This window comes from Mesorhizobium sp. LSHC420B00, assembly GCF_000503055.1.
Classification (GTDB): Bacteria; Pseudomonadota; Alphaproteobacteria; order Rhizobiales; family Rhizobiaceae; genus Mesorhizobium.
Genome location: NZ_AYVY01000037.1, coordinates 1 through 19734 on the forward strand (window position 1 = coordinate 1; position 19734 = coordinate 19734).

A 19734-nucleotide genomic window follows, 5' to 3' on the forward strand; every position below is an offset into this window, starting at 1 on the left:
CCGCCGCCGGCATGCGCCGACGCGACAGCCTCGGCTTCGTCGACGGCGGCCAGGATAGCGCGGATGCGGACGAGGAACTCCGAACCCGCCTCGGTCAGCGACACGCTTCGCGTCGTCCGGTGCAGCAGGCGCACGCCCAACCGCTCTTCCAGGGAGGCAAGGCGCCGCGACAGGATCGTTGCGTCGCGGCCGATGCGAGCCGCCGCCTTGGTGAAGGAGCGTGCTTCGGCGATTGCCGCGAAGGCGGCCATTTCGGCCAATGCTGCCGGTTCGTGCGATTGCTGCATCTGGCGCAGAGCTCAAATGTAAAAGCCAAGGATTATATACCAATAGCGCAGCAGCTAGTTTCACTCAATCCCGGCCCGTCAATCGGCCCATCAACCGGAGTGAGACATGAAAGCGATCGAACTGACTGCCCCGAGACTGGACGCGTTTCGCGCGGCCACCGTTCCCACGCCTGAACCGCAGCGCGGCGAAGTGCTGATCCGCCTGCGCGCCGCAAGCCTCAACTTTGTCGACGTCGCGATCGCGAGCGGCAACTATCCAGGCCCGAGCTTTCCGCTCATTCCCGTCGTCGACGGCGCCGGCGAGATCGTCGGCATCGGCGAGGGCGTGTCGAGGCTCGCCGTCAACGACCGCATCATCGCCCATGCAAAACCGCGTTGGATCGGCGGCCGTCCGCGGCCTTATGAGACCAGAGAGATGCGCGGGCTGACACTGCCCGGCTCGCTCGCCGAATATGTCGTGCTGCCGGCCAATGCCGTCGTGCCGATGCCGGCTCACTTGTCCTTCGAAGCGGCAGCAACGCTGCCGATCGCTGGCACCACCGCCTGGAACGCGATCCGCGCCGCCGATGCCGGGCCCGGATCAGTCGTCGTCCTGCTCGGCACCGGCGGTGTGTCGATCTTGACCCTGCAGCTGGCAAAGGCAGCCGGCGCCACGGTCATCATCACCTCGTCGTCGGACGAAAAGCTGGCCCGCGCCAAGGCCTTGGGTGCGGATCATCTCATCAATTATCGTGAGACACCGGACTGGGACGCCAAGGTGCTCGAGCTGACCGACGGCCTCGGCGCCGATCTGATCGTCGAGACCGGCGGCTCGGCCACCTTCGCCCGCTCAATCAATGCCGCGGCGCCCGGCGGCACGGTGTTCGCGATCGGCTTCGTCACCGGCGCCGAGGCCACCACGAACCTGCTGCCGATCATCATCAAGGCGCTCAAGGTAGTGGGCAACAACACCGGTTCGGTATCCGACCTGCGCGACGCTGCGCGCGCTATCGGCGCCGCCCGTATCGATCCGGTCATCGACACAATCTACAGCCAGCACCAGGCGACCGAGGCCTACGCCCACATGGCGGCCGGCGGCCGGCATTTCGGCAAGCTTGCGTTCAGTCTGTCGTGGTGAGCCTGAAAAGGCAGGGCGTTCAAGCTGCCGATCTCCCCCCTCGTGGGGGAGATGTCCGGCAGGACAGAGAGGGGCGCTGTCCCTCCAGCCTATCAAGCAGTTCGCGCACCCACGTAAGGTTCTCAGCTCATCAAAGTTGAACTGAACGCTGGCGATCCTTCACGCCCCCCTCTGCCCTGCCGGGCATCTCCCCCACGAGGGGGGAGATTGGCAGTTCCACCGCGTCCGCCTAAATCAGCTTCTCCAGCGTGATCGGCAGATCCCGCACCCGTTTCCCGGTGGCGTGGAATACCGCGTTGGCGATCGCCGGCGCCACGCCGACGATGCCTAGCTCGCCGACCCCCTTGCCGCCAAGCACCGAGGAATGCGGGTCGGGAATACCGACTGAGATTACCTCGATGTCGGGAATGTCGGCATTGGTGGCGATGAGATAGTCGGCGAGGTTGTTGTTGACGATGCGGCCGTGGCGGCGGTCGACGATGCCTTCCTCGAGCAGCGCCTGGCCGATGCCCATGATGATGCCGCCCTTCCACTGGCTTTCGGCGAGCTTGGGGTTATAGAGCCGGCCCGAATCCAGCGCCGATACCACGCGCGACACACGAACCGTGCCAAAGTCTTCGTCGACGCGCACTTCGATGAAATGCGCGCACCAGCTGTGGCGGGAATAGTCGCCCTCGGTGTGCGGCAGCGCCATGGCTATGGTGGTGTAGTTCTTGTAGCGGTCCTCGACCGTCGAATTGGCCGGCATCGTGTCGCCCTTGGCCTCGATATGCTGGCGCCCGACGCTGCTGAGCAGTTCGGCGATGGAAACTTCAGGGCCGTTGCCGCGCGGCGACGAAATGCGGCCATTGGCGACGACGAGCGTGTTGGCCTGCAGCGTATGGAACGGCGAAGCCGGATCACTGATGGCGAGCCCGACCAACTGGTCGAGCGCGGCACTCGCCGCCTTGTGGACGGCGCCGGTCATCACCCCGGCCAGCCGCGAACCGCCGGTGACGCCGGCACGGGCATAGCGGGAATCGCCGAGCTTGACGATGACGTTTTCCGCCGGCACGCCCAGCACCTCGGCGGCGGTCTGCGCCAAGATCGTGTAGGTGCCCTGCCCCATGTCGATCGACGAGCTTTCGACCTCAACCGAGCCGTCGGCGAGAATGCGCACGACCGCCTCGCCATAGGCGCGCCGCACCGGGTAGGTGCCGGCGGCGACGCCCCAGCCGATCAACTGGTTGCCGTCGCGCATCGAACGCGGCTGGGGCGTCCGCTTCGACCAGCCAAAGGCTTCAGCGCCGGCCGCGAACGCCTCGCGCAGCTGCCGTGTCGACCACGGCTTCTTCGCATGCGGATCCTGCTCGGCATAGTTCCTGAGACGGATTTCCAGCGGGTCGATACCGACCTCATAGGCGAGCTCGTCGATCGCGCTTTCGATGCCGAAGGCGCTCGGGTTCTCGCCCGGCGCGCGCAATGCCCCCGGCACCACCGTGTTGACCCGCACGACGTTCTGCCGCGACGAGAAATTCGGCGTCGCGTACATGACCGAGGTGACCGAGCCGAGCGGCTCGACCCACATGCCGTCGACCGAGGTCTCGTTGACGCCGCGATGCACGATCGACTGGATCTGACCCTCTGCGTTGGCGCCGAGCGCCACGGTCTGGCGCGTCGCCGCCCGTCCGCCATAGGCGGTGAAGGTCTGCGGCCTGCTGACCGCCAGCTTCACCGGCCGTCCCAGCATTTTCGCGGCGACTGCCGCCACCGCGCCGTAGCCATAGGCGAACGCCTTGGAGCCGAAGCCGCCGCCAATATAGGGCGAGACCAGTCGCACATTCTCGAACGGCACGCCGAACCATTCGGCATAGGTCCGCGCCATGCCGTCGAGCCACTGGCTCGGCTCCCAGACCGTGAGTTGGTCGTCCTGCCACTTTGCGATCAGGCCATGCGGCTCCATCGGCGCCTGGTATTCGCGCGGCGTGTTGTAGGCGTTGCAGATCCTGACCGGAGCCGAGGCGAACGCGGTCTCCGCCTCACCCCACTCCTTGGTCATCGCATCGACCGCAATGCCGTCGCCGGCTTTCGGATCGCTGAGGTCGACGATCGCCGGCGCCTCGTCATAGGCGATCTTGACCAGCGCCGCGGCTGCGACCGCCTGTTCGAAGCTCTCGGCCACCACCGCCGCGATATGCTGGCCGCTGAAGGTGATGCTGCGCGCCAGCGGGCAATAGGCAACAGCCGGCGGCGGCGTGCCCAGCCAGTCCGTGGCGGTTCTCAGCGGCAGGAAATTGTCGGGCGTCAGCACCAGCAGCACGCCCGGCGCGGCTTCGGCCGCTGCCGTGTCGATCGACTGCACCCGGCCGGCGGCAATGGTACTCTCGACCAGCACCGCATAGGTGAGCCCCTCGAGCTGCTGCTCGACGGCGTATTTGGCGGCACCGGTGATCTTGGCCGGTCCGTCGACGCGCGACAGCCGGCCGCCGACCTGATCCGCGAGGACGGCGCCGTCCGAAGCGTCGCCGCGTTTGGCATCGCCAGGTCTTGTTCTCAACTCGTGAACGGTCATGCCGTTTCTCCCATTTTGAGGATGGCGCGGGCGACGACGCGCGGCGCCAGTTCGATCTTGTAGTGGTTGGCGCCATGGTCGACGGCGCCCTCGACGGCGAGCAGGCTGGCTTGCCTGACGACCTCCGGCTCGAGCACCTTGCCTTTCAGCGCCTCTTCGACGGCGCGGGCGCGCCATGGCTTGGTGGCAACGCCGCCAAGCGCGACGCGCAGATCGCGGATCGTCCTTCCGTCGGCCTCGAACTCGATACCGACCGCGGCACTTGCCGCGGCGAATTCATAGGACTGGCGGTCGCGGACCTTGAGATAGGTCGAGCGGCGGGCGGCGGCCGAAGCGGGAATGCCGATCGCGGTGATCATCTCGCCGGGTTCGATCGCATGTTCCCGTTCGGGCGTGCTGCCCGGCGGCAGGAAAAAATCATCGACGGCGACCTGACGGTCGCCGAGATGGAGGATCGCGTCGAAGGCGACGAGCGCAACCGCCAGGTCGCCGGGATAGGTGGCGATGCAGGCTTCGCTGGTGCCGAGCACGGCATGACCACGGGTGACGCCGCCGATCGCCGAGCAGCCGCTGCCGGGCGAGCGCTTGTTGCAAGCGGGGAAATTCGCCGGATCGCGGAAATAGGGGCAGCGCGTACGCTGCATCAAATTGCCGCCGATCGTCGCCATGTTGCGCAACTGCGCCGATGCGGCCTGCCACAATGCTTCCGAGACGGCTGGGAACCGACTCTTGATATCGGCATGGTCGGCGACGCGGCTCATCCTGGCCAGCGCGCCGATCGTGGCGCCCCGGTCATCAACGGCAATCGTGTCCAGTCCCTTGAGATGGGTGATGTCGACCACGGTCTCGGGTTCGGCAACGCCGCATTTCGCGAGATCGACAAGCGTCGTGCCGCCGGCCAAAAGCATGGCGCCGGGAAGTGCTGCTGCCTCACGGGCTGCATCGACGGAGCCGGCGCGGAGATACGAAAAGTCCCTCATGACGCGGCCTCCACGGCCGCCTGGCGCACGGCGGCGATGATATGCGGATAGGCGCCGCAGCGGCAGAGATTGCCGGCCATGTATTCGCGGATCTCCTCGTCGGAACCGGCATGGCCCTCGCGAATGCAGGCGACCGCCGACATGATCTGGCCCGGCGTGCAATAGCCGCACTGGAAGGCATCCTGTTCGAGGAAGGCGGCCTGCACCGCATGCAGCGTGCCATCCTCCCCGGCAAGCCCTTCGATGGTGGTGATGTCCCTGCTCTCAGCCTGAGTGGCAAGCGTCAGGCAGGCCAGCACGCGCTGGCCGTCGATATGCACCGTGCAGGCGCCGCACTGGCCCTGGTCGCAGCCCTTCTTGGTGCCGGTCAGGCCGAGATGGTCGCGCAAGGCGTCGAGCAGGGTAACGCGCGGTTCGACCTCCAGCTCATGTCGATGTCCGTTGATTTGAAGTTGGATTGGAGTTCGGGTTTTGCTTGTCATGGGGCGTCTGGCTCCAGTTGCTTGACGCGGGAGGGGATGATCTGGTGCCCGGCCGGCGAGCGGCAAGGTCAGCTTATGGCTAGGTGAAGGCTATCTTCCCCTTGGGGGAAATGCCCGGCAGGGCAGAGGGGGTCTGCCTGACTTGGCGCGACCTCGGGGAGGCTGCGGCTTGCGAGGTCGAAAGACGTGACATACCGATCCCGTGATTACATGAGAAAGGCGCTCCACAATCGGAGGCGCCTCCGCTTATTACCTAAGGACCTGCTCGGCCCTGTTCAAGCCCAGGATCGAAAATGATCAAAATTGGAGAAAATTGGCAGGGCAGCCAGCCGTCATGCCTGGAGACAAAAAAGCACCACCGGCCCAAGCCGGTGGTGCTCTCTGAACTGTCTGTAGGGGCAGGACAGTCCAATGATCCTGAGGGGATCGTGCTCAATGTCGGCTCATTTTTGCCTCAGGGCATCGGCCGAACAGATGAGGAGTGCCGGCCGCGCCAGGAAATATCCTCCGTCGTCATCCACCGGGACAGGCAAGATGCGGAACGCCGGCCCAGACTCGATCCTGTGATTGTATTTACTTGCGATTATATTTGTCGGAGGCGTAACGAAGTTGGAGGCGTCTCCGTTGTTGAAACGGGGCCTGCCCTATTCGGATCAACACTGGAGAAAAAATTGGCCGCAGAGCCGCCCGTCATATCTGGAGACAAGGCCGAAGCCGCCGCTGCAAAACCGCTGCGCGCCGACGCGCAGCGCAACCGCGACGCACTGGTCGAGGTCGCGGCGAAAGCCTTTGCCGCGCATGGCGTCGATGCCTCGCTGGAGGAGATTGCGCGTCAGGCCGGCGTCGGCATCGGCACGCTCTACCGGCATTTCCCAACGCGCGAGCATCTGGTCGAGGTGGTTTATCGGCGCGAAGTGGAAGGACTGTGCCAGGCGGCCGACGAACTCGCCCACGATCATGTGCCCGACGTCGCGCTCGAACAATGGATGCAGCGCTTCGTCGACTACATCGCCACCAAGCGCGGGCTGTCGACAAGCCTGCGCATCCTGCTCACAACCAACTCCACCCTGTTCTCCGACGTTTCGGGCAGGGTGACGCTGGCTTTGCGGCGGCTGATCGATGCCGCGGTCGCCAACGGCTCGATCCGCAGCGACGTCGATGCCTCCGACGTGCTGCATGCGCTGGGCGGCATCTATTCGGCCCCGGACACCAAGGACTGGCGCGACCGCTCGCGCCGATTGGTGTCGCTGCTGATGGATGGGCTGCGGTTTGGAGCGGCCAAATCCGGCCCATCCAGGGAATGACGAATGCAATGACTGCCCTTATTTCAGCGAGATGCTCATACCGCTGAGATCGGCGTTGACTTGCAGACCTACCTGCCTGCCTGTGAGTTCGAGTTGGGCACCCTTGTCATTGGTCATGACGATCACCTGGGCTCCTTTGCCAAGCGCGCCGCCACCGCCCGCTGCACCGTACACCCCCGTCACATCCCGGGCGCGGCGTATGTGGCGCACGGTACCTTTGAAATAGGTCTTGGAGGCGCCGAAGGCGAGGCCGCCCGAGATGCCGCCGACCGAGATGGGATATCGGCGACCATGGAAGGTCAGTGTGCCCTCGCCTCCGGAGCCGCCGATGAAAAAGGCCGCCTTGTAGATGGCGAAGCGGATCGTACCGCTGTCGGCATGCGCGACGCTGGCAAAGCTAACTGCCGCGGCGGCGATGACGGCAACCGCGACTGAACGAAATCTGGACGAAATCTTCATGATGAGAACTCCTCAAGATCGCCGCATGCCCAGCCGACCGGGCACATCGGCGTCGTATCAAAGTCATAGCTGAACAGTCTCGCCCGTCATTGGTTCCAAGCACGCGGCCTGAATTCGGCTGCAAGAAGACCGCTACGAAACGAGGCGGACGGCGAGCATAGACCTGGCTGTAAGAACAGCGGCCGAATGGTGGGAATCCTTCGCCGGCGCTCCTATGAAAACGTAGGTGTTGAAGCCGAACGGTATTAGTCTGCGCTGTCTGGGGTTTCGGGAGCGCGGCAAAGAATGGATTTGAACTCTGGCTACGGCTACCTGCTGATCGGCGGCCTGATCCTGGTCGGTGCCGGGCTCCTGGTCGTTTCGCTGATCGTCAATCTCCGTGTGGCGCACAGTGTGCGTGACGACGTACGCCATCGTGAAAAGCTGCTGGAATATTATCGCAACATCTTTTCGCAGCTGGGCGTGATCCTGATCGGCATTGGCGTGTCCCTGTTCATCTTCTTTTTCCAGCAGAACTATCAGGACCAGCGTAAACGCGAAACGGAGCTCCAGCAGGTTCTCGCCAAACTGGCGGCGCGTATTGCCCGCGGCGGCGCCGTCGTGGAGGCCCTTGGCGAATTCGATGCGCTGCTGGATGATGGCGGCGCCTATGTCAGTCCGGAACTCGGCGGCAACAATGCCGCGGTCAGCGCCCACGGGACGGCGCTCGCCAAGCAGGTTTCGCAGATCCTTCTGGTCGAACGCGACGTCGATGTTCAGGGGTTCGATACCCTGAATTTATCACGCGATTTCGAAGCATCGTTCGTCGTCAACGAGCTCAACCCAACGCTATGGTTCAACATCGTCCGGGACGAGAGCGACATCAAATATGCCACCACTCAGATCGCCCTGGATTACAAGGACCTGCAGGATGCGATCGGCGGCGAGGCGATCGAGGTTGCGATCGCCAATCCCGAAAAGGAGCGGAAGATCAAGCAGGAGGTGCTCGACATTTTTTATGATGCCGACCTCCTGCGCCAGCGCAGCAGGCGGTTTCTCGGCCGCGCATGCTGGCTGTTCAGCAAGGGGCGCGGTTTCGTCAAGCTTGCACCGGCCAATGAGATCGAAGCCGATGCCAGGTCGCACCAAGAATGGATCGACCGGTCGAAACCCTTCCTGACGCAAGCGACGCCGGGCAGCGGCGATTGCTTCAAATTGCTCCAGTTCGGCCCGGCATCCTGAACCGGCAAAGGCTCGCCCGCCCCGCGACGGCTAATCACCCTCGCGCTGCAGCGTGCCGAGATGATTGTCGTTGAGAAACTCGATGGTCACGGCCGACGCCTTGCCGTCGGGGTCGATGACAAAGCTGACGGCCGAGGGCCTGTCCGGCATCTCGGCATCGGGGAAGGTCACGAAGAGGTCGCGGTCGAAATGCTTCAGTGGATAGGACCGCGCACCGGCGGGCCCGACCTTGAGGACAAGAGCCTCTCCTTCGCCCGACACAATAGCATCGCCGATGAAGTCGTTGAAGTAACGGCCGGCATAGGCACTGGCTGGCCCGGCCGGACTTGCCGGAGAGGGCGGCACGGCATAGGTGGCCTTGGCCGCCGCAATCACCGGCCCGAACATGCCTGCATAGATATCATTCCATGCCTTTACCTTATCTTTCCCCAGCGTTCCGTCGAAGACGAGATCGGCGAAGCTGTCGGACAGTCCCTCCGGCACGCCTGTCGGAAAGGCGTTGGCGATGACGACGATGCCAAGCTTCTCCTCGGGGAAGAGCATCACCAGACTGCGTGCGCCGGTGCTGAAGGCGCCCGCATGACCCCAGACCAGCCCGTGCCGGCCGAATTCGACATTCCAGCCGAGGCCGTAGAAGGCCTCGCCTCCGGAGACGGGGTTCTTGCCGCGAACCATCAAGGGAATATGTGTCTGGTCCAGCGCATCGGCGGCAATGAGTCTCTTGCCGGCGTAGGCCCCGTTGCCGAGCACAAGGCGCATCCATTGAGAGAGATCGCGTGCGGTGGAACTGACGCCGCCTGCTGGCGCCTGCGCATCCGGATAGCGCTGGACCTTCGCGGCCCAGGCGCCATCGATCTTGGCGTGGAGTTCGGCGCGGTTGGCGTGCTTGATGAAGTCCGAATGACGCGAACTGGTCGAGGCCATTCCAAGCGGACGATAGAGCTTCTCTTCGGCGACCTCTTCCCAGGGCTTGCCCGTCGGCTTCGCGGCGGCGACGGCACCCTCGGTCAGTCCGAAATTACTGTAGGAATAGCCGGCACGAAAGCTCGACGACGGCGACACGAACCGCAGGCGGCGCAGGATCTCCCCGCGGTCATAGCCAATGTCCTCGAGGTCGTCGCCCGCCGTGCCGGGAAGCCCGCTGCGGTGCGCAAACAGGTCGCGGACCGTGAGTTCGCTGGTCGGATAGGGCTCGGCGAGCCGGAAAGCCGGATCGAGGTCGGCGATCTTCGAATCCCAGGAAGCGACCCCGTTGCTGACCAGCGCCGCCACGACGGTGGCGGAGACCGGCTTGGAGAGGGAGGCGATCTGGAAGACCGTGTCCGCATCGACGGTCTCCGGTTTTCCGGCTTCGCGATGCCCGAACCCCTTGAGGAAGATCACCTCGTCGCCATGCACGACGCCGATGGCCAGACCGGGCACGCTACCATCCGCGACGACGCCTTCGGCAAGTAGTTCGAGCTTCGCAAGGGCCGCGGCGATCCTGTCGGGTGGGATGGTATCGGCCGACGCCGCTTTCGGCAAAAGCACCATGATAGCGATGAAGGCCAACATCCTCCAACGGAGGTGGTTCCGCTTTATGAATAGCCGCATGCTCAGCCCCCTCCGCTTCACCGGCGTGCACTATTGCAGGCCGACGCAGGGAAGGCCAGCCTCACGCTCGACCCGCCATCCATTGACGGATGTCGGTTTCGCACCAGTCGAAATTCAGACAGCCGCGCCTGAGCTAGGATGCCGCGCGCAGGCGAAGGCGCCGCCTGCTGGCGCGGGCCTTCTCCGCCACCGCAGCGGTGATCTCGACCACGCCGTCTTCACGCGGTCTGGCGTTGGTGACCTTGTGGAGCCGCTCATAGGGCAACAGTTCCTTGACCCGGGCTTGAAGCGACGCGACTTCGGCACGCAGATCCTCGCATTCCTGCCGCTGGACGTCGAACTGTATCTGTTCGGATGCCTGCTGCAGGGAAAGCTGCGAAAAATTCGCGCTGACCGCGGAAAGGTTCATCTTGTCGCTTTCGCTCTCCTTCATGAGAGCAGACAATTTTTCCTCGGCGATTTGCTTTTCGGCCACCGCGTCGCTCGCTTGAGCCTTGAGCCTGGCGATCTCGCTGACGGCTTCGCTGTTGTGGTTCGAGGCGGCTTCCAGTCGCGATCGGAGATCCTCGATCTCAGAACGCAAGCCGGTCATCTCCGCGACACCGCGTGCAAGTTCGGCTTCCCTGTCCCCGTCCCTGATGCGGGCCGCTTCCGTCATTTCCGACAGCTTGGCCTGCGCCATGTCGAGCGATTTCTGCAGCCGCATTTCCTCTTTCTCGCTCTTGCCAAGCGCGACCAGCAGTTCCGAAACCTGTGCGGCGTCATTGGCGTGGACAGTCGAGAGTTCGTCCAGCCTGTGCCGGGCCTCGGCCTCCCGTTTCAGCGCCTTGTCGAGGTCGATCGACAGGCTAACATGTTTCTCCCGCAGCATCTCGTTCTCGCGCGAGCGTCTGTTGGCCTCGACCGCTCTGGCCGAGAGCGTTTTGACAAGCTCGCCGAACTCGGCCTCGCGTTTTGCGCTCGCATTGCCTGCCACGACGAGCTCCAGCCTTGCTGCAGCCAGCGCGCCGCGAAGTGCTTCCTTGTCCTCGACCAGGCTCGCCTCATGCTGCTGCAGCGCCTCGATAGCGCTGTCGCGCTCGCGCTGCTTTCTGGTTGCATCGTGGAGCTGTTCGGATAGTGCTCTTTGTTGCGCGGTCAAGCTGGTATTTGCCAGCTCCAATTCGTTGGCGCGAAGAATGTCGCCGTGGAGGAGTTTCAGGAATTCGCCTGTCAGATGATGCGAGGTCGCGATCTCCGACAGTTTCGCATGGATCTCCCCAAGATACTCCTGCGCGTCGTGAAAGAGCCCATCGACCGCACTTAAGGCAGCGAGCCGGGTTTGCGTGTGGGGCGTCAGCCGTCGCGCGGTCTCGAAGGCATCCGCATTGGCCTCAAGTTGCGAGCTGTCATCCATTGCCGCGAGATTCCCATCCGACACAGTCTCATCCGGGACAGTGACGTCGTTCAACGGCGACTGATCGTCCACGTTGAGACATTCGCTAAACGCATCCGCCAAATCGGTTTCGAGCTCCTTGAACGCCCTCTCCACAGTCTCGGCACGCTTGATCAAACCTTTGAAATTCATGACTGAATATCCCTCTCGTGCAGCGCCGTTAAGGAGCGAACATTCGCCTCCCCCGAATACGGGTTCACCCCTGACCGTGCGCTCTGGCCGACGCCACGCTAGGGACAGGCTCGGCCACTGTCCTCGTGTATTTGAATGACGCGCCTCGCGGCAGTCGCCGATGGCGCGATTCGTAGCGACGGCGACAGTTCCAACGAACGCGTTGGGCGGCATCTGCTCGGCCGCCGCAAAACCGTCGAAGCTCGACATGAACCGGTTATTTCGTCTGGCGGCATCGGTGCTTGATGCCGCCAATATTTCATTCCACACACCGGTCACGATGACGGACGAGATACGGGATCAGCGCCAGGTGTTCAGGTGGGCCTTGCCTGCCTCCGCGGTCCTGCATTTGCTCGCCGCGGCGCTTCTGTTGTCCGCGCTGCCGGTGTCGCCCCCGCAGCCGCAGAAGGATCAGGCCATCGGGGTGGATCTGGTGCCGCCGCCCAAACCATCGGAGAAAGCCAAACCTCCGCCTCCTGCGAAACCGCCCAAGCCCGAAAAGCCGCCGGAAGCAAAGATCGAGACGCCGGCGCATCCGGAAGCCGGCCCTCAGAGGCCTGTCTTCCAATTCGGCGAGAAGGACGCTGGTCCTCGCAAGTCTCTGGACGGCAACAGTGCGGAGGATGGTTCGGAACAACCGACGGCGCCGCAAGATCCCAATAAACAGGATCTTGCGCAGCCACCTGCCGTGACTGCGGTAGACGGCAAAGACCCGGCTCCGCCGCCTGGCGCATCCGCGCCGCCTAAGCCCAAGCGAGCGGCCAAGGTGCAAAAGCCGCTGAAGCTTGAAGAAGCGAAAAGATTGTTCTCGCAAACAGCAACCGGTGATCCAATCGCGACAACCGCCATGAGAAATGTGCCGCGCCCCGATCGGATCGGTCAGCTCTGCTTCTGGGAAGTGCGCGAACAGTTGCGCCATGCTTCGCCCCCCTACTTTCCTGACGTCTTGCGTCCCTTCAGGTTGAAGGCCGGCAATATCATGCAAGTCTCCAGGACCGAGTTCCGCGCCGGCGGGCTTGTGGTACGCTCTGAGCTTTCGTTGCGAGGTCGATCCGGATGCGACGAAAGTCGTGTCGTTCGCCTTCCGTGTTGGAGATCCAGTGCCAGCGCCGCGGACTGCCCGCCAAATGGGTGGCCCAGACTGATCGAGGTCGGCTCGCCGGCCGCATCAAATCTACGATGCCGGCGAAGTCTTCGCGCCCCGGCATCCGTAAGGTGGCTTTCGCCAGCAGCCGCCTCACGGTGGGACGAATGCTCGCCCGCCTTGGCAATCGCTGTGTCGAGGTTTAGCTTATGCTAAGGGAGGGTTCGATGACTTCAAGTTTCAATGTTCACCATGCTGCCGGCTATGAGCAGCTCATGGGTCGCTGGAGCCAAAAGCTCGCGCCGCTGTTCATCGACTTCGCGGGCCTTAAGGACGGCGAAAAGATCCTCGACGTCGGTTGTGGCACAGGCAGCCTGACCTTCGCGCTCGTCAAGGCCGCTGAACTCCGTGAGGTCGCCGCGATCGATTTTTCGGCCGTTTTCGTCGAGGAGGCAATCCGGCGCAACACCGACCCGCGGATAAAAATCCGCCAGGCGGATGCCTGCGCCCTGCCCTTTGAGGACGGCGCGTTTGACCGCGCCCTGGCGCTGCTCGTGCTCCATTTCGTGCCCGAAACCGGCAAGGCAGTCGCTGAGATGCGCCGCGTCGTGCGGCCGGGCGGCGTGGTCGCGGCGACCGTATGGGACCATCTCGGCGGCATGCCCGGAATGCGCATGATGATCGACACGGTGGCAGTGCTCAGCGAAGGCGGCCGCCAGCTGCGCGCCCGCTATTGCACCCAGCCGATGATGCAGCCGGGCGAAATGCAACGGACCTTTGTCGAACAGGGTCTCCGGGACGTTACGGAAACGCAGCTGATGATCCGCATGGACTACCAAAACTTCGACGACTACTGGGCGCCGATTGCCGCCGGCGAAGGGCCGCTCGGCAAGTATGTGGCCACGCTCGATCCAGAAGAGCGGGCGCGCACCGACGCCGCCATGCGCGACGCCTATGAGGCCGGCCGGCCCGACGGCCCGAGGTCCTTTGCCAATGTCGCCTGGGCCTGCCGCGGCGTCGTTGCCTGACATTGGCGCTAATGCATGCCGCGCAAAAGTGGGCAGCGGTTTTGCCGTAACGACATGCATAAAAAAGAACCTAAAGCACGTCGCATGAGGCCGATCGAGCGCGACGGCTTTAGCCAATCCCATAGACCAGCCCGACGCGGCCGTCCGACAGCTGCTCGACCTTGCGCAGTTCGAGCCCACGACGATTTTTCGCCGTCCCAAACAGCGCCTTTCCTTCACCGGCGAGCAGGGGATAGACGATCAGCCTGAGTTCATCGACCAGCCCGGCATCGATAAGGCTCGCGGTAATTTGGGCGCCGCCCATAAGGTAGATATCCTTGCCCGGCTGCTGCTTGAGGGCAGCGATGTCCTCAAAATTCCGCACGAAGCGCGTCTTTGGCCAGGCCGCCGAAGTCATTGTGTTCGACAGCACATAATGCGGGGTCTGGGCGGCGAAGCGGGCCCATTCGAGCTCGGCCGGCTTCGGCAATTTGCCGGTCATCGGCAGCGGCTTGTCGGGCTCGTTCTGGATGGCGCTCCAGTAGCGCTCGTAACCAGCATACATGACGCTGCCAAGGAGGCAGGCATCGATTTGCGGCGTCAGGCCGTATTCCTCGGACCACGCATCGACCCAATCGGCGTATCCCTCGGGTCCCTCCATCTTGCCGTCCACGGAAATTTTCATTCCAGTGATCAATTTACGCATGACTTCCTCCATCAGGCTTGCGGGATGCAAGCACGTTTCATCGGTTCATCGTTGCTTCGTATGGCTGGCGGCGACCTCAGGGATGGCCGCCGCGAGTTACATCAGGCCGGCAAGCGGCGGTCGTATTCTTCCCGCAGGCGGCTCCAGCCGTCCCAGAACGAGGTCGGTGTCTTGCCCGCCAGACGGGCGGCCAGCAGGTCGAGGTGTATGTGCCAGCCGGCAGTGATGTTGAGCTGGATTGCACGTTCCGGCAGCCGCCGATGGACGACGGTGAGCAGCACATCGCTACCCTTCGCCTCCAGCAAGAAGGAGACGCCGCCGGTGTTTCCCCAGGTGATCGAAAGCTTGCGCGGCGGATCGAGTTCGGTGATCCGGCCCTCCATCCGATGCTCTTCGGGGAAACCCGCGGGGCGCTGGCCAGGCGGGTCGGTCAGCTCGTCGTTGCGCCAGACGAACTCGAACGCGCTGCCGGCCTTCATTTCCATTTGGCCTGCGGCCATCCATTGCCGTCGCAAGTCACTCTCGGTGAGATAGGCCCAGACGCGCTCGATGGGGCCGGGCAAAAGGCGCTGGATGGTGAACGTGGCGGGCTCGGTCAGCTCGCCATAGGCGCCGATGGTTCTCATCTGGTTCATTGCTCGTCTCCTTCTTTCGGATTGGGCGATTTCCTGGGCTCATCCTGGGCTTTGCGTGCGTCCTCTTCGCGAAGAAGGCGTTCGAGAACATCGAGACGACCGGTCCAGAAGCGCTCGTAGAAGCCGAGCCACTGATGTGCGCTGGCTAGGGGTCCAGGGGCTAGTCGGCACAAATGCGTGCGGCCCCTCACCTCTCGATGAATAAGCCCTGCGTTCTCCAGCGCCTTGATGTGCTTGGAGGCGGCCGCGAGCGACATCACGAAGGGTTCCGCCAGCTGGCTTACCGTTTTCTCGCCATCGGCGAGATCGCGAAGCATGTGCCGGCGGGTGGCGTCGCCAAGGGCGTGAAAGACCGCGTCCATCTGGTGTGTCTCTAATTCAACCATTTAGTTGAATATAGACGCGCGCTTTGAGATAGTCAACCGTTTGGTTGAATAATTTATGTGAAGCGCTGCGGGCCGTTTGCGCTCACCGAGGACGTCGAGGTGACAGGGGATGCGGACGCGCGCTCGGGAGCAGTGGAGCGCAGGCTCTTACTTGCCGTCGAAGAAAGTGTGGATCGCGGTTTCCAGCTTTTCGATAAGCTGAGGGTTGTGGCAGCTGCCAGCCCAGATCAGGGCGTTCAGCCTCATCTCCTTGTTGATAAAGCTCACCTTCCCAGAATCCAGCAGGTATTCCGCGATCTCGTAGTGCCGCCCTTTGATCGCCTCGATGAGCGCGTTGTTTCTCCCCGTCTTGTCGGTCAGATTTACTTCCGCGCCATTCTGCACGAGCAACTTGACGACTTCCAGATGCCCGTTCTTCGCCGCCTCGATAAGAGCCGTTCTGCCGTAGTAGTCAGCTCGCGCGTTGATCTCTATTTGGGGGTGTCTCACGAGGACTGAGATACACGCGTAATGTCCCTTGGCCGACGCAAGACTCAAGGGCGTGCTCTTCCACTTGTTTCTGGAATTCACGTCGATTTCCGGGTCTTCGATCAGCGCCTCCACCACAGCTGTGCGGTCATTGAGGGCTGAAAGGTGAAGTGCAGACCAGCCGCCGTCGTCCGACTGATTGATATCGGCGCCAGCCGCCAATTCCGATCGAACCGCCTCCGCATCGCCTTTTTCTGCCGCGATCAGCAGGTGAGACCAGTCTCTTGCCCCTTCGGCTTCCAAGCTGTTGGTCAACGCAGTCGCCTCCTCGGATAGTCGGCAGAATACCACATTATCGGCAATAGTGGCGGCTCCTGTACTCGAGTCCAATGGGTCAAAAGCTGGAACGCTGTCGGCCCGAACGGACATCGAGATCAGCGCTTCACGTCCGTCTCCTCACATTCTCCTGATATCGACTGGCTTTGCCGGCCATCCGGACTAGATAGAGCCTGCGCCGGGCGGAACGATGCAGAAGGACCTGAACATGCCTGAACAGATTACCCTGAATAGACCTGAACAGATCAGATTGAACGACGGCTCCGCCATTCCGCAAATCGGCCTCGGCGTGTGGCAGGTCGATCCAGCCATCACCGCCAAGGTAGTGCGCTGGGGAATCGAGGCCGGCTACAGACTGATCGACACCGCCGAAGGCTATCAGAACGAGGAAGGTGTCGGGCAGGCAATCCGCTCGGCCGGCGTGCCGAGAAGCGAGTTGTTCATCACCTCGAAACTGCGCAACGGCGCGCATCAGCGCGACGCCGCCTTGCGCGCCTTCGACGAGACGATGAGCAAGCTCGGCATCGAGCAGATCGACCTGTTCCTGATCCACTGGCCGGTGCCCAGCCAGGACAGATATGTCGAAGCCTGGAAGACGCTGGTCGAACTCAGGCAATCAGGCCGGATCAAGTCGATCGGCGTTTCGAACTTCAACCAGGACCATCTCGAACGGATCATCGGCGAGACCGGTGTCACGCCGACCGTCAACCAGATCGAGCTCCACCCCCGCTTCCAGCAGCGTGACAAACGCGAATTTCATGACAGGCACAACATCCGCATCGAAAGCTGGAGCCCGCTGGGCAGCGGCCGGCTGTTGAACGATCCGACGCTTGAAAGCATTGCCAGGAAACACGGCAAGTCGCTGGCGCAGACGATCGTCAGGTGGCATCTTCAGGAAGGGCTGATCGTTATTCCAAAGTCGATCCACCAGGACCGCATCGCCGCCAATTTCGATGTCTTCGATTTCGAGCTGGAAGCGAAGGACCTCGAGCTCATTCGGGGCATGGATTCGCCCGACGGCCGCTCCGGCCCGAACCCCGCTACGGCCGCATTCCTGTTCTGAGGGCCGACAGTGAAGCTGCCGATCTCCCCCCTTGTGGGGAGATGTCCGGCAGGACAGAGGGGGGGGCGCTGTCCCGCCGGCCTATTGAACTCTCCGGCTCATATCCCAACCCAGCGGGACCTCAGGCAGCCGGTTCACTGACGGAAAAAAGCTGCAGGCTGCCGGGAACACCTACAAGCTCCATCTCGCCATGCTCTTCAAAAGCCAGGCCGGAACCGGCCGCGAGATCACGAACCGTGCGCGACGCGATGATCTCGCCCGGTCCGGCAACGTCGAGCAGATGTGATGCCAGTTGAATTGCAACACCGGTGAAGTCGTCTCCGCGCCTTTCGCATTCGCCAATATGGACTGCCGCGCGAACCTGAAGGTCTAACCTCTTCATTCGACGACGGACCGCGATTGCACATTGGATCGCCCGCGTTGGTCGCAGAAATACCGCGAGAAACCCGTTTCCGGTGCGGCTGATTTCTTGACCGTTAGCAAGATGCAATTCGTTGCGTATCTCGTCGTCGTGTCGCTGCATCAGATCGCGCCGCGCCCGGTCGCCAGCGTTGACGGGAGCCGGCGGCAACCCGACGATTTCCATGTGCAGCACGTCACAAGCACGCGCTCGCTCGACGTTGCCGGCAGCGAGCCGGTGACAAAAGCCTGGATCTCGTCGACCAAACGATCGGAATTCTCCCCCCAGATTACGTGATCACGGCCGGCAAGCTCAATGTATCTGGCGCCTTCGATATGCGTTGCCAGGTAGCGCCCCTCTTCCGGTTTTACCCAGCGGTCGCCCGCCGTCTGCACGATCAGTGTCGGGACGTGAACGGTTGGGAGAAGGGCGCGAACATCGATTTCAGTGCCCCAGCGCCAGAGCGCGACCGCGTCGGCAGGTGAGGCTGAATTCCTAAGATACGCGGAACCATTCTCTCTCGAAACTGTCGTTCATCAGGCTGGGTGCGGCGTTGCTCATGTCCGCCGGCTCCCCCCACTGTCTCTCGACGGCGGTCAGATCTTCTTCTACCTGCTCGCTTGTCCTTGCCCATGGATAATCCGGCGACCATCGGCCGCTGGCATAGGTTCCGTTGAGCACGACAGCCGCTGTTCGTTCGGGATAGGTCGCCGCGAAAAGCATGCACATAGGCCCCCCTTCGGAGCTGCCGAACAGAACCGTTCGCTTTGATCCGACCGCATCCAACACCGCTCGCATGTCTTCCATCCGCTCTTCCAGCGTTGGCAAACCAACATTGCGATCGGACAGTCCGGTGCCTCGCTTGTCCATACGGATCAGGCGGGCAAAGGAACCGAGACGCTGGAGCATATGCGCCAGCCGCGGCGATGACCAGGCAAGGTCGAGGTTGGAGACCCACCCAGGCACATAGATCAGGTCGACCGGCCCGTCGCCGGTTACCTGATAGGCGATGTTGATTCCGGCCGATTTGACATAGTGGGTCGCGGGGCGCATCGGCTCGGCCCGGGACGCCGGCCGCTCACCTGTTCGGGCTGCCGACGTTGGCGGTGTCTGGGAAGGCGACACCGAGGCGGCTATCCGGGTAGCGGCTTGCGGCGTCACGCGGCGCGTCCGCAGGTCATCATAGAGTTGCCGGGTCTCCGGCTCGGGCTGCAAGCGGAGCTGCAGTTGCAGCACATCACGGCAGCGCTCATACTGTTTCAGCGCGAGGTTAAAGCGGCCCTGGGCGGCATAGGTCCGCATCAGGGCTCGGTGGATATCCTCCCGTAAGGGCTCCAAAGCCAGCAGGCGCACCGCCGCCCGCAGGCATGATGGAAGATCATTCGTTGCCGAATAGTGCGCGACGAGCTTCTCCAGCACGATGGTTGCGATTGCCGTCAATCGCTCGCGCTCCACTCTGAGCCAATCTTCGAACGGCTCCTCCTTCAGGCCGAACCCGTCCAGGAGGTCGCCACGATAGACGACGAGCGCCTGCTCGAGTTGCTCCGGGTCGGAGCCGGCGGCCAGCGACTCGAACCGCGCGACGTCGAAATCAAGATCGTCGAGATTGAGCGTAATGCTGTCGCCGTCGCTCAGAAACCTTTCGCCATCGGATGCGCCCATTCCTTTCCTTATGGCGGATAGGGCCTGTCGAAGGTTCATTCGGGCCTGGGTTTGGCTGTTGCCGCCCCACAAAAGCGCGGCGAGCTTCTCGCGCGATTGGGAGTGTCCGGATTGCAGGGCGAGATAAGCCAGCATGGCGCGAGCCTTGCGGCTGAAAACCGGGGCCACCGCTCCTCCGGCAAAGTCAAAGCCGCCTAACAGACAGAGATGAGGGTGCGCCATCGGATCCGCCACAGCCACAGCTTCTTTGCGATCCTTTCCTGTACTTGCCTCTATTTCAACCGTCATTTCGCCCGGCCTGGTGTTTTTCACGAATCCTTCACGCTGGCTCCACCGCGTTTCTCACGACGCAGGGAAGACAAGTGTCGGGAGACTGGTATCTCAGGA

Annotated in this window: 21 protein-coding genes; 6 read left to right on the forward strand and 15 right to left on the reverse strand. The window is 62.9% G+C overall.

Annotated elements, in window-relative coordinates:
* Window positions 1–287: LysR family transcriptional regulator (locus X760_RS0139895; RefSeq protein ID WP_031195082.1), on the reverse strand; the 287-nt coding region annotated here is incomplete at its 3' end.
* 106 nt (window positions 288–393) lie between these two features.
* Between X760_RS0139895 and X760_RS69775 the strand changes: the two genes are divergently transcribed.
* Complete coding sequence (locus X760_RS69775) at window positions 394–1404, forward strand: NAD(P)-dependent alcohol dehydrogenase (RefSeq protein WP_023722348.1); 1011 nt, start codon at window positions 394–396, stop codon at window positions 1402–1404.
* A 229-nt stretch (window positions 1405–1633) separates the two neighbouring features.
* Here X760_RS69775 and X760_RS69780 read toward each other — a convergent pair whose 3' ends face one another.
* The 3 genes from X760_RS69780 to X760_RS69790 are packed head-to-tail and all read right to left on the reverse strand — an operon-like array spanning window position 1634 to window position 5417.
* The gene (locus tag X760_RS69780; protein WP_023722349.1) at window positions 1634–3955 is read right to left on the reverse strand and encodes a xanthine dehydrogenase family protein molybdopterin-binding subunit; all 2322 of its coding nucleotides are present in this window, start codon (window positions 3953–3955) and stop codon (window positions 1634–1636) included.
* Complete coding sequence (locus X760_RS69785; RefSeq protein WP_031195083.1) at window positions 3952–4935, reverse strand: xanthine dehydrogenase family protein subunit M; 984 nt, start codon at window positions 4933–4935, stop codon at window positions 3952–3954. The genes X760_RS69780 and X760_RS69785 overlap by 4 nt, the downstream gene beginning before the upstream one ends.
* On the reverse strand, window positions 4932–5417 hold the full coding sequence (locus X760_RS69790; RefSeq protein WP_023722351.1) for a (2Fe-2S)-binding protein: 486 nt from the start codon (window positions 5415–5417) through the stop codon (window positions 4932–4934). The genes X760_RS69785 and X760_RS69790 overlap by 4 nt, the downstream gene beginning before the upstream one ends.
* Before the next feature lie 671 nt (window positions 5418–6088).
* Here X760_RS69790 and X760_RS69795 point away from each other — a divergent pair.
* Window positions 6089–6721 carry a TetR/AcrR family transcriptional regulator gene (locus X760_RS69795; RefSeq protein ID WP_023722352.1) on the forward strand — a complete coding sequence of 211 codons (633 nt, stop codon included), beginning with the start codon at window positions 6089–6091 and terminating at the stop codon, window positions 6719–6721.
* Window positions 6722–6739: 18 nt separating this feature from the next.
* On the opposite strand, the gene X760_RS69800 is transcribed toward X760_RS69795, so the two are convergent.
* Window positions 6740–7180 (reverse strand): hypothetical protein, encoded by a 441-nt coding sequence (locus X760_RS69800; protein ID WP_023677323.1) that lies wholly within the window; start codon window positions 7178–7180, stop codon window positions 6740–6742.
* Between the two features lie 285 nt (window positions 7181–7465).
* Here X760_RS69800 and X760_RS69805 point away from each other — a divergent pair, with 285 nt between their 5' ends.
* Window positions 7466–8401, forward strand: a complete 936-nt coding sequence (locus tag X760_RS69805; RefSeq protein ID WP_023722353.1) for a hypothetical protein — start codon at window positions 7466–7468, stop codon at window positions 8399–8401.
* Between the two features lie 30 nt (window positions 8402–8431).
* Here X760_RS69805 and X760_RS69810 read toward each other — a convergent pair whose 3' ends face one another.
* The 3 genes from X760_RS69810 to X760_RS78445 form a co-directional block, all read right to left on the reverse strand.
* Window positions 8432–9994, reverse strand: a complete 1563-nt coding sequence (locus tag X760_RS69810; RefSeq protein WP_031195085.1) for a serine hydrolase — start codon at window positions 9992–9994, stop codon at window positions 8432–8434.
* A 133-nt stretch (window positions 9995–10127) separates the two neighbouring features.
* Window positions 10128–11561: a hypothetical protein gene (locus tag X760_RS69815; RefSeq protein WP_023722355.1), complete on the reverse strand. Its 1434-nt coding sequence runs from the start codon at window positions 11559–11561 to the stop codon at window positions 10128–10130.
* A gap of 298 nt (window positions 11562–11859) precedes the next feature.
* Complete coding sequence (locus X760_RS78445) at window positions 11860–12519, reverse strand: hypothetical protein (protein ID WP_245278746.1); 660 nt, start codon at window positions 12517–12519, stop codon at window positions 11860–11862.
* Window positions 12520–12616: 97 nt separating this feature from the next.
* Between X760_RS78445 and X760_RS78450 the strand changes: the two genes are divergently transcribed.
* Window positions 12617–12745, forward strand: coding sequence for a DUF930 domain-containing protein (locus X760_RS78450; protein WP_245278747.1), 129 nt, complete (start codon window positions 12617–12619; stop codon window positions 12743–12745).
* A 166-nt stretch (window positions 12746–12911) separates the two neighbouring features.
* Entirely contained in the window at window positions 12912–13712 is an 801-nt protein-coding gene (locus tag X760_RS69825) for a class I SAM-dependent methyltransferase (RefSeq protein ID WP_023722357.1), read from the forward strand.
* A gap of 109 nt (window positions 13713–13821) precedes the next feature.
* On the opposite strand, the gene X760_RS69830 is transcribed toward X760_RS69825, so the two are convergent.
* From X760_RS69830 to X760_RS69845, 4 genes are all read right to left on the reverse strand, one after another.
* Complete coding sequence (locus tag X760_RS69830; protein ID WP_031195086.1) at window positions 13822–14397, reverse strand: dihydrofolate reductase family protein; 576 nt, start codon at window positions 14395–14397, stop codon at window positions 13822–13824.
* 101 nt (window positions 14398–14498) lie between these two features.
* Window positions 14499–15032 carry an SRPBCC family protein gene (locus X760_RS69835; protein WP_023722359.1) on the reverse strand — a complete coding sequence of 178 codons (534 nt, stop codon included), beginning with the start codon at window positions 15030–15032 and terminating at the stop codon, window positions 14499–14501.
* Window positions 15029–15418, reverse strand: a complete 390-nt coding sequence (locus X760_RS69840) for a metalloregulator ArsR/SmtB family transcription factor (protein WP_023722360.1) — start codon at window positions 15416–15418, stop codon at window positions 15029–15031. Before X760_RS69840 ends, X760_RS69835 begins: the two co-directional genes overlap by 4 nt.
* A 147-nt stretch (window positions 15419–15565) precedes the next feature.
* Window positions 15566–16201: an ankyrin repeat domain-containing protein gene (locus X760_RS69845; RefSeq protein WP_031195087.1), complete on the reverse strand. Its 636-nt coding sequence runs from the start codon at window positions 16199–16201 to the stop codon at window positions 15566–15568.
* Between the two features lie 229 nt (window positions 16202–16430).
* Here X760_RS69845 and X760_RS69850 point away from each other — a divergent pair, with 229 nt between their 5' ends.
* Window positions 16431–17285, forward strand: a complete 855-nt coding sequence (locus tag X760_RS69850; protein WP_031195088.1) for an aldo/keto reductase — start codon at window positions 16431–16433, stop codon at window positions 17283–17285.
* 121 nt (window positions 17286–17406) lie between these two features.
* Here X760_RS69850 and X760_RS78455 read toward each other — a convergent pair whose 3' ends face one another.
* The 3 genes from X760_RS78455 to X760_RS78465 all read right to left on the reverse strand — a co-directional run bounded on the left by X760_RS78455 (window position 17407) and on the right by X760_RS78465 (window position 19659).
* Window positions 17407–17871: an adenylate/guanylate cyclase domain-containing protein gene (locus X760_RS78455; protein WP_245278749.1), complete on the reverse strand. Its 465-nt coding sequence runs from the start codon at window positions 17869–17871 to the stop codon at window positions 17407–17409.
* Window positions 17808–18080 (reverse strand): hypothetical protein, encoded by a 273-nt coding sequence (locus X760_RS78460; RefSeq protein WP_245278750.1) that lies wholly within the window; start codon window positions 18078–18080, stop codon window positions 17808–17810. Before X760_RS78460 ends, X760_RS78455 begins: the two co-directional genes overlap by 64 nt.
* 100 nt (window positions 18081–18180) lie before the next feature.
* Window positions 18181–19659: an alpha/beta hydrolase gene (locus X760_RS78465; protein ID WP_245278751.1), complete on the reverse strand. Its 1479-nt coding sequence runs from the start codon at window positions 19657–19659 to the stop codon at window positions 18181–18183.
* Window positions 19660–19734: the final 75 nt, after the last annotated feature.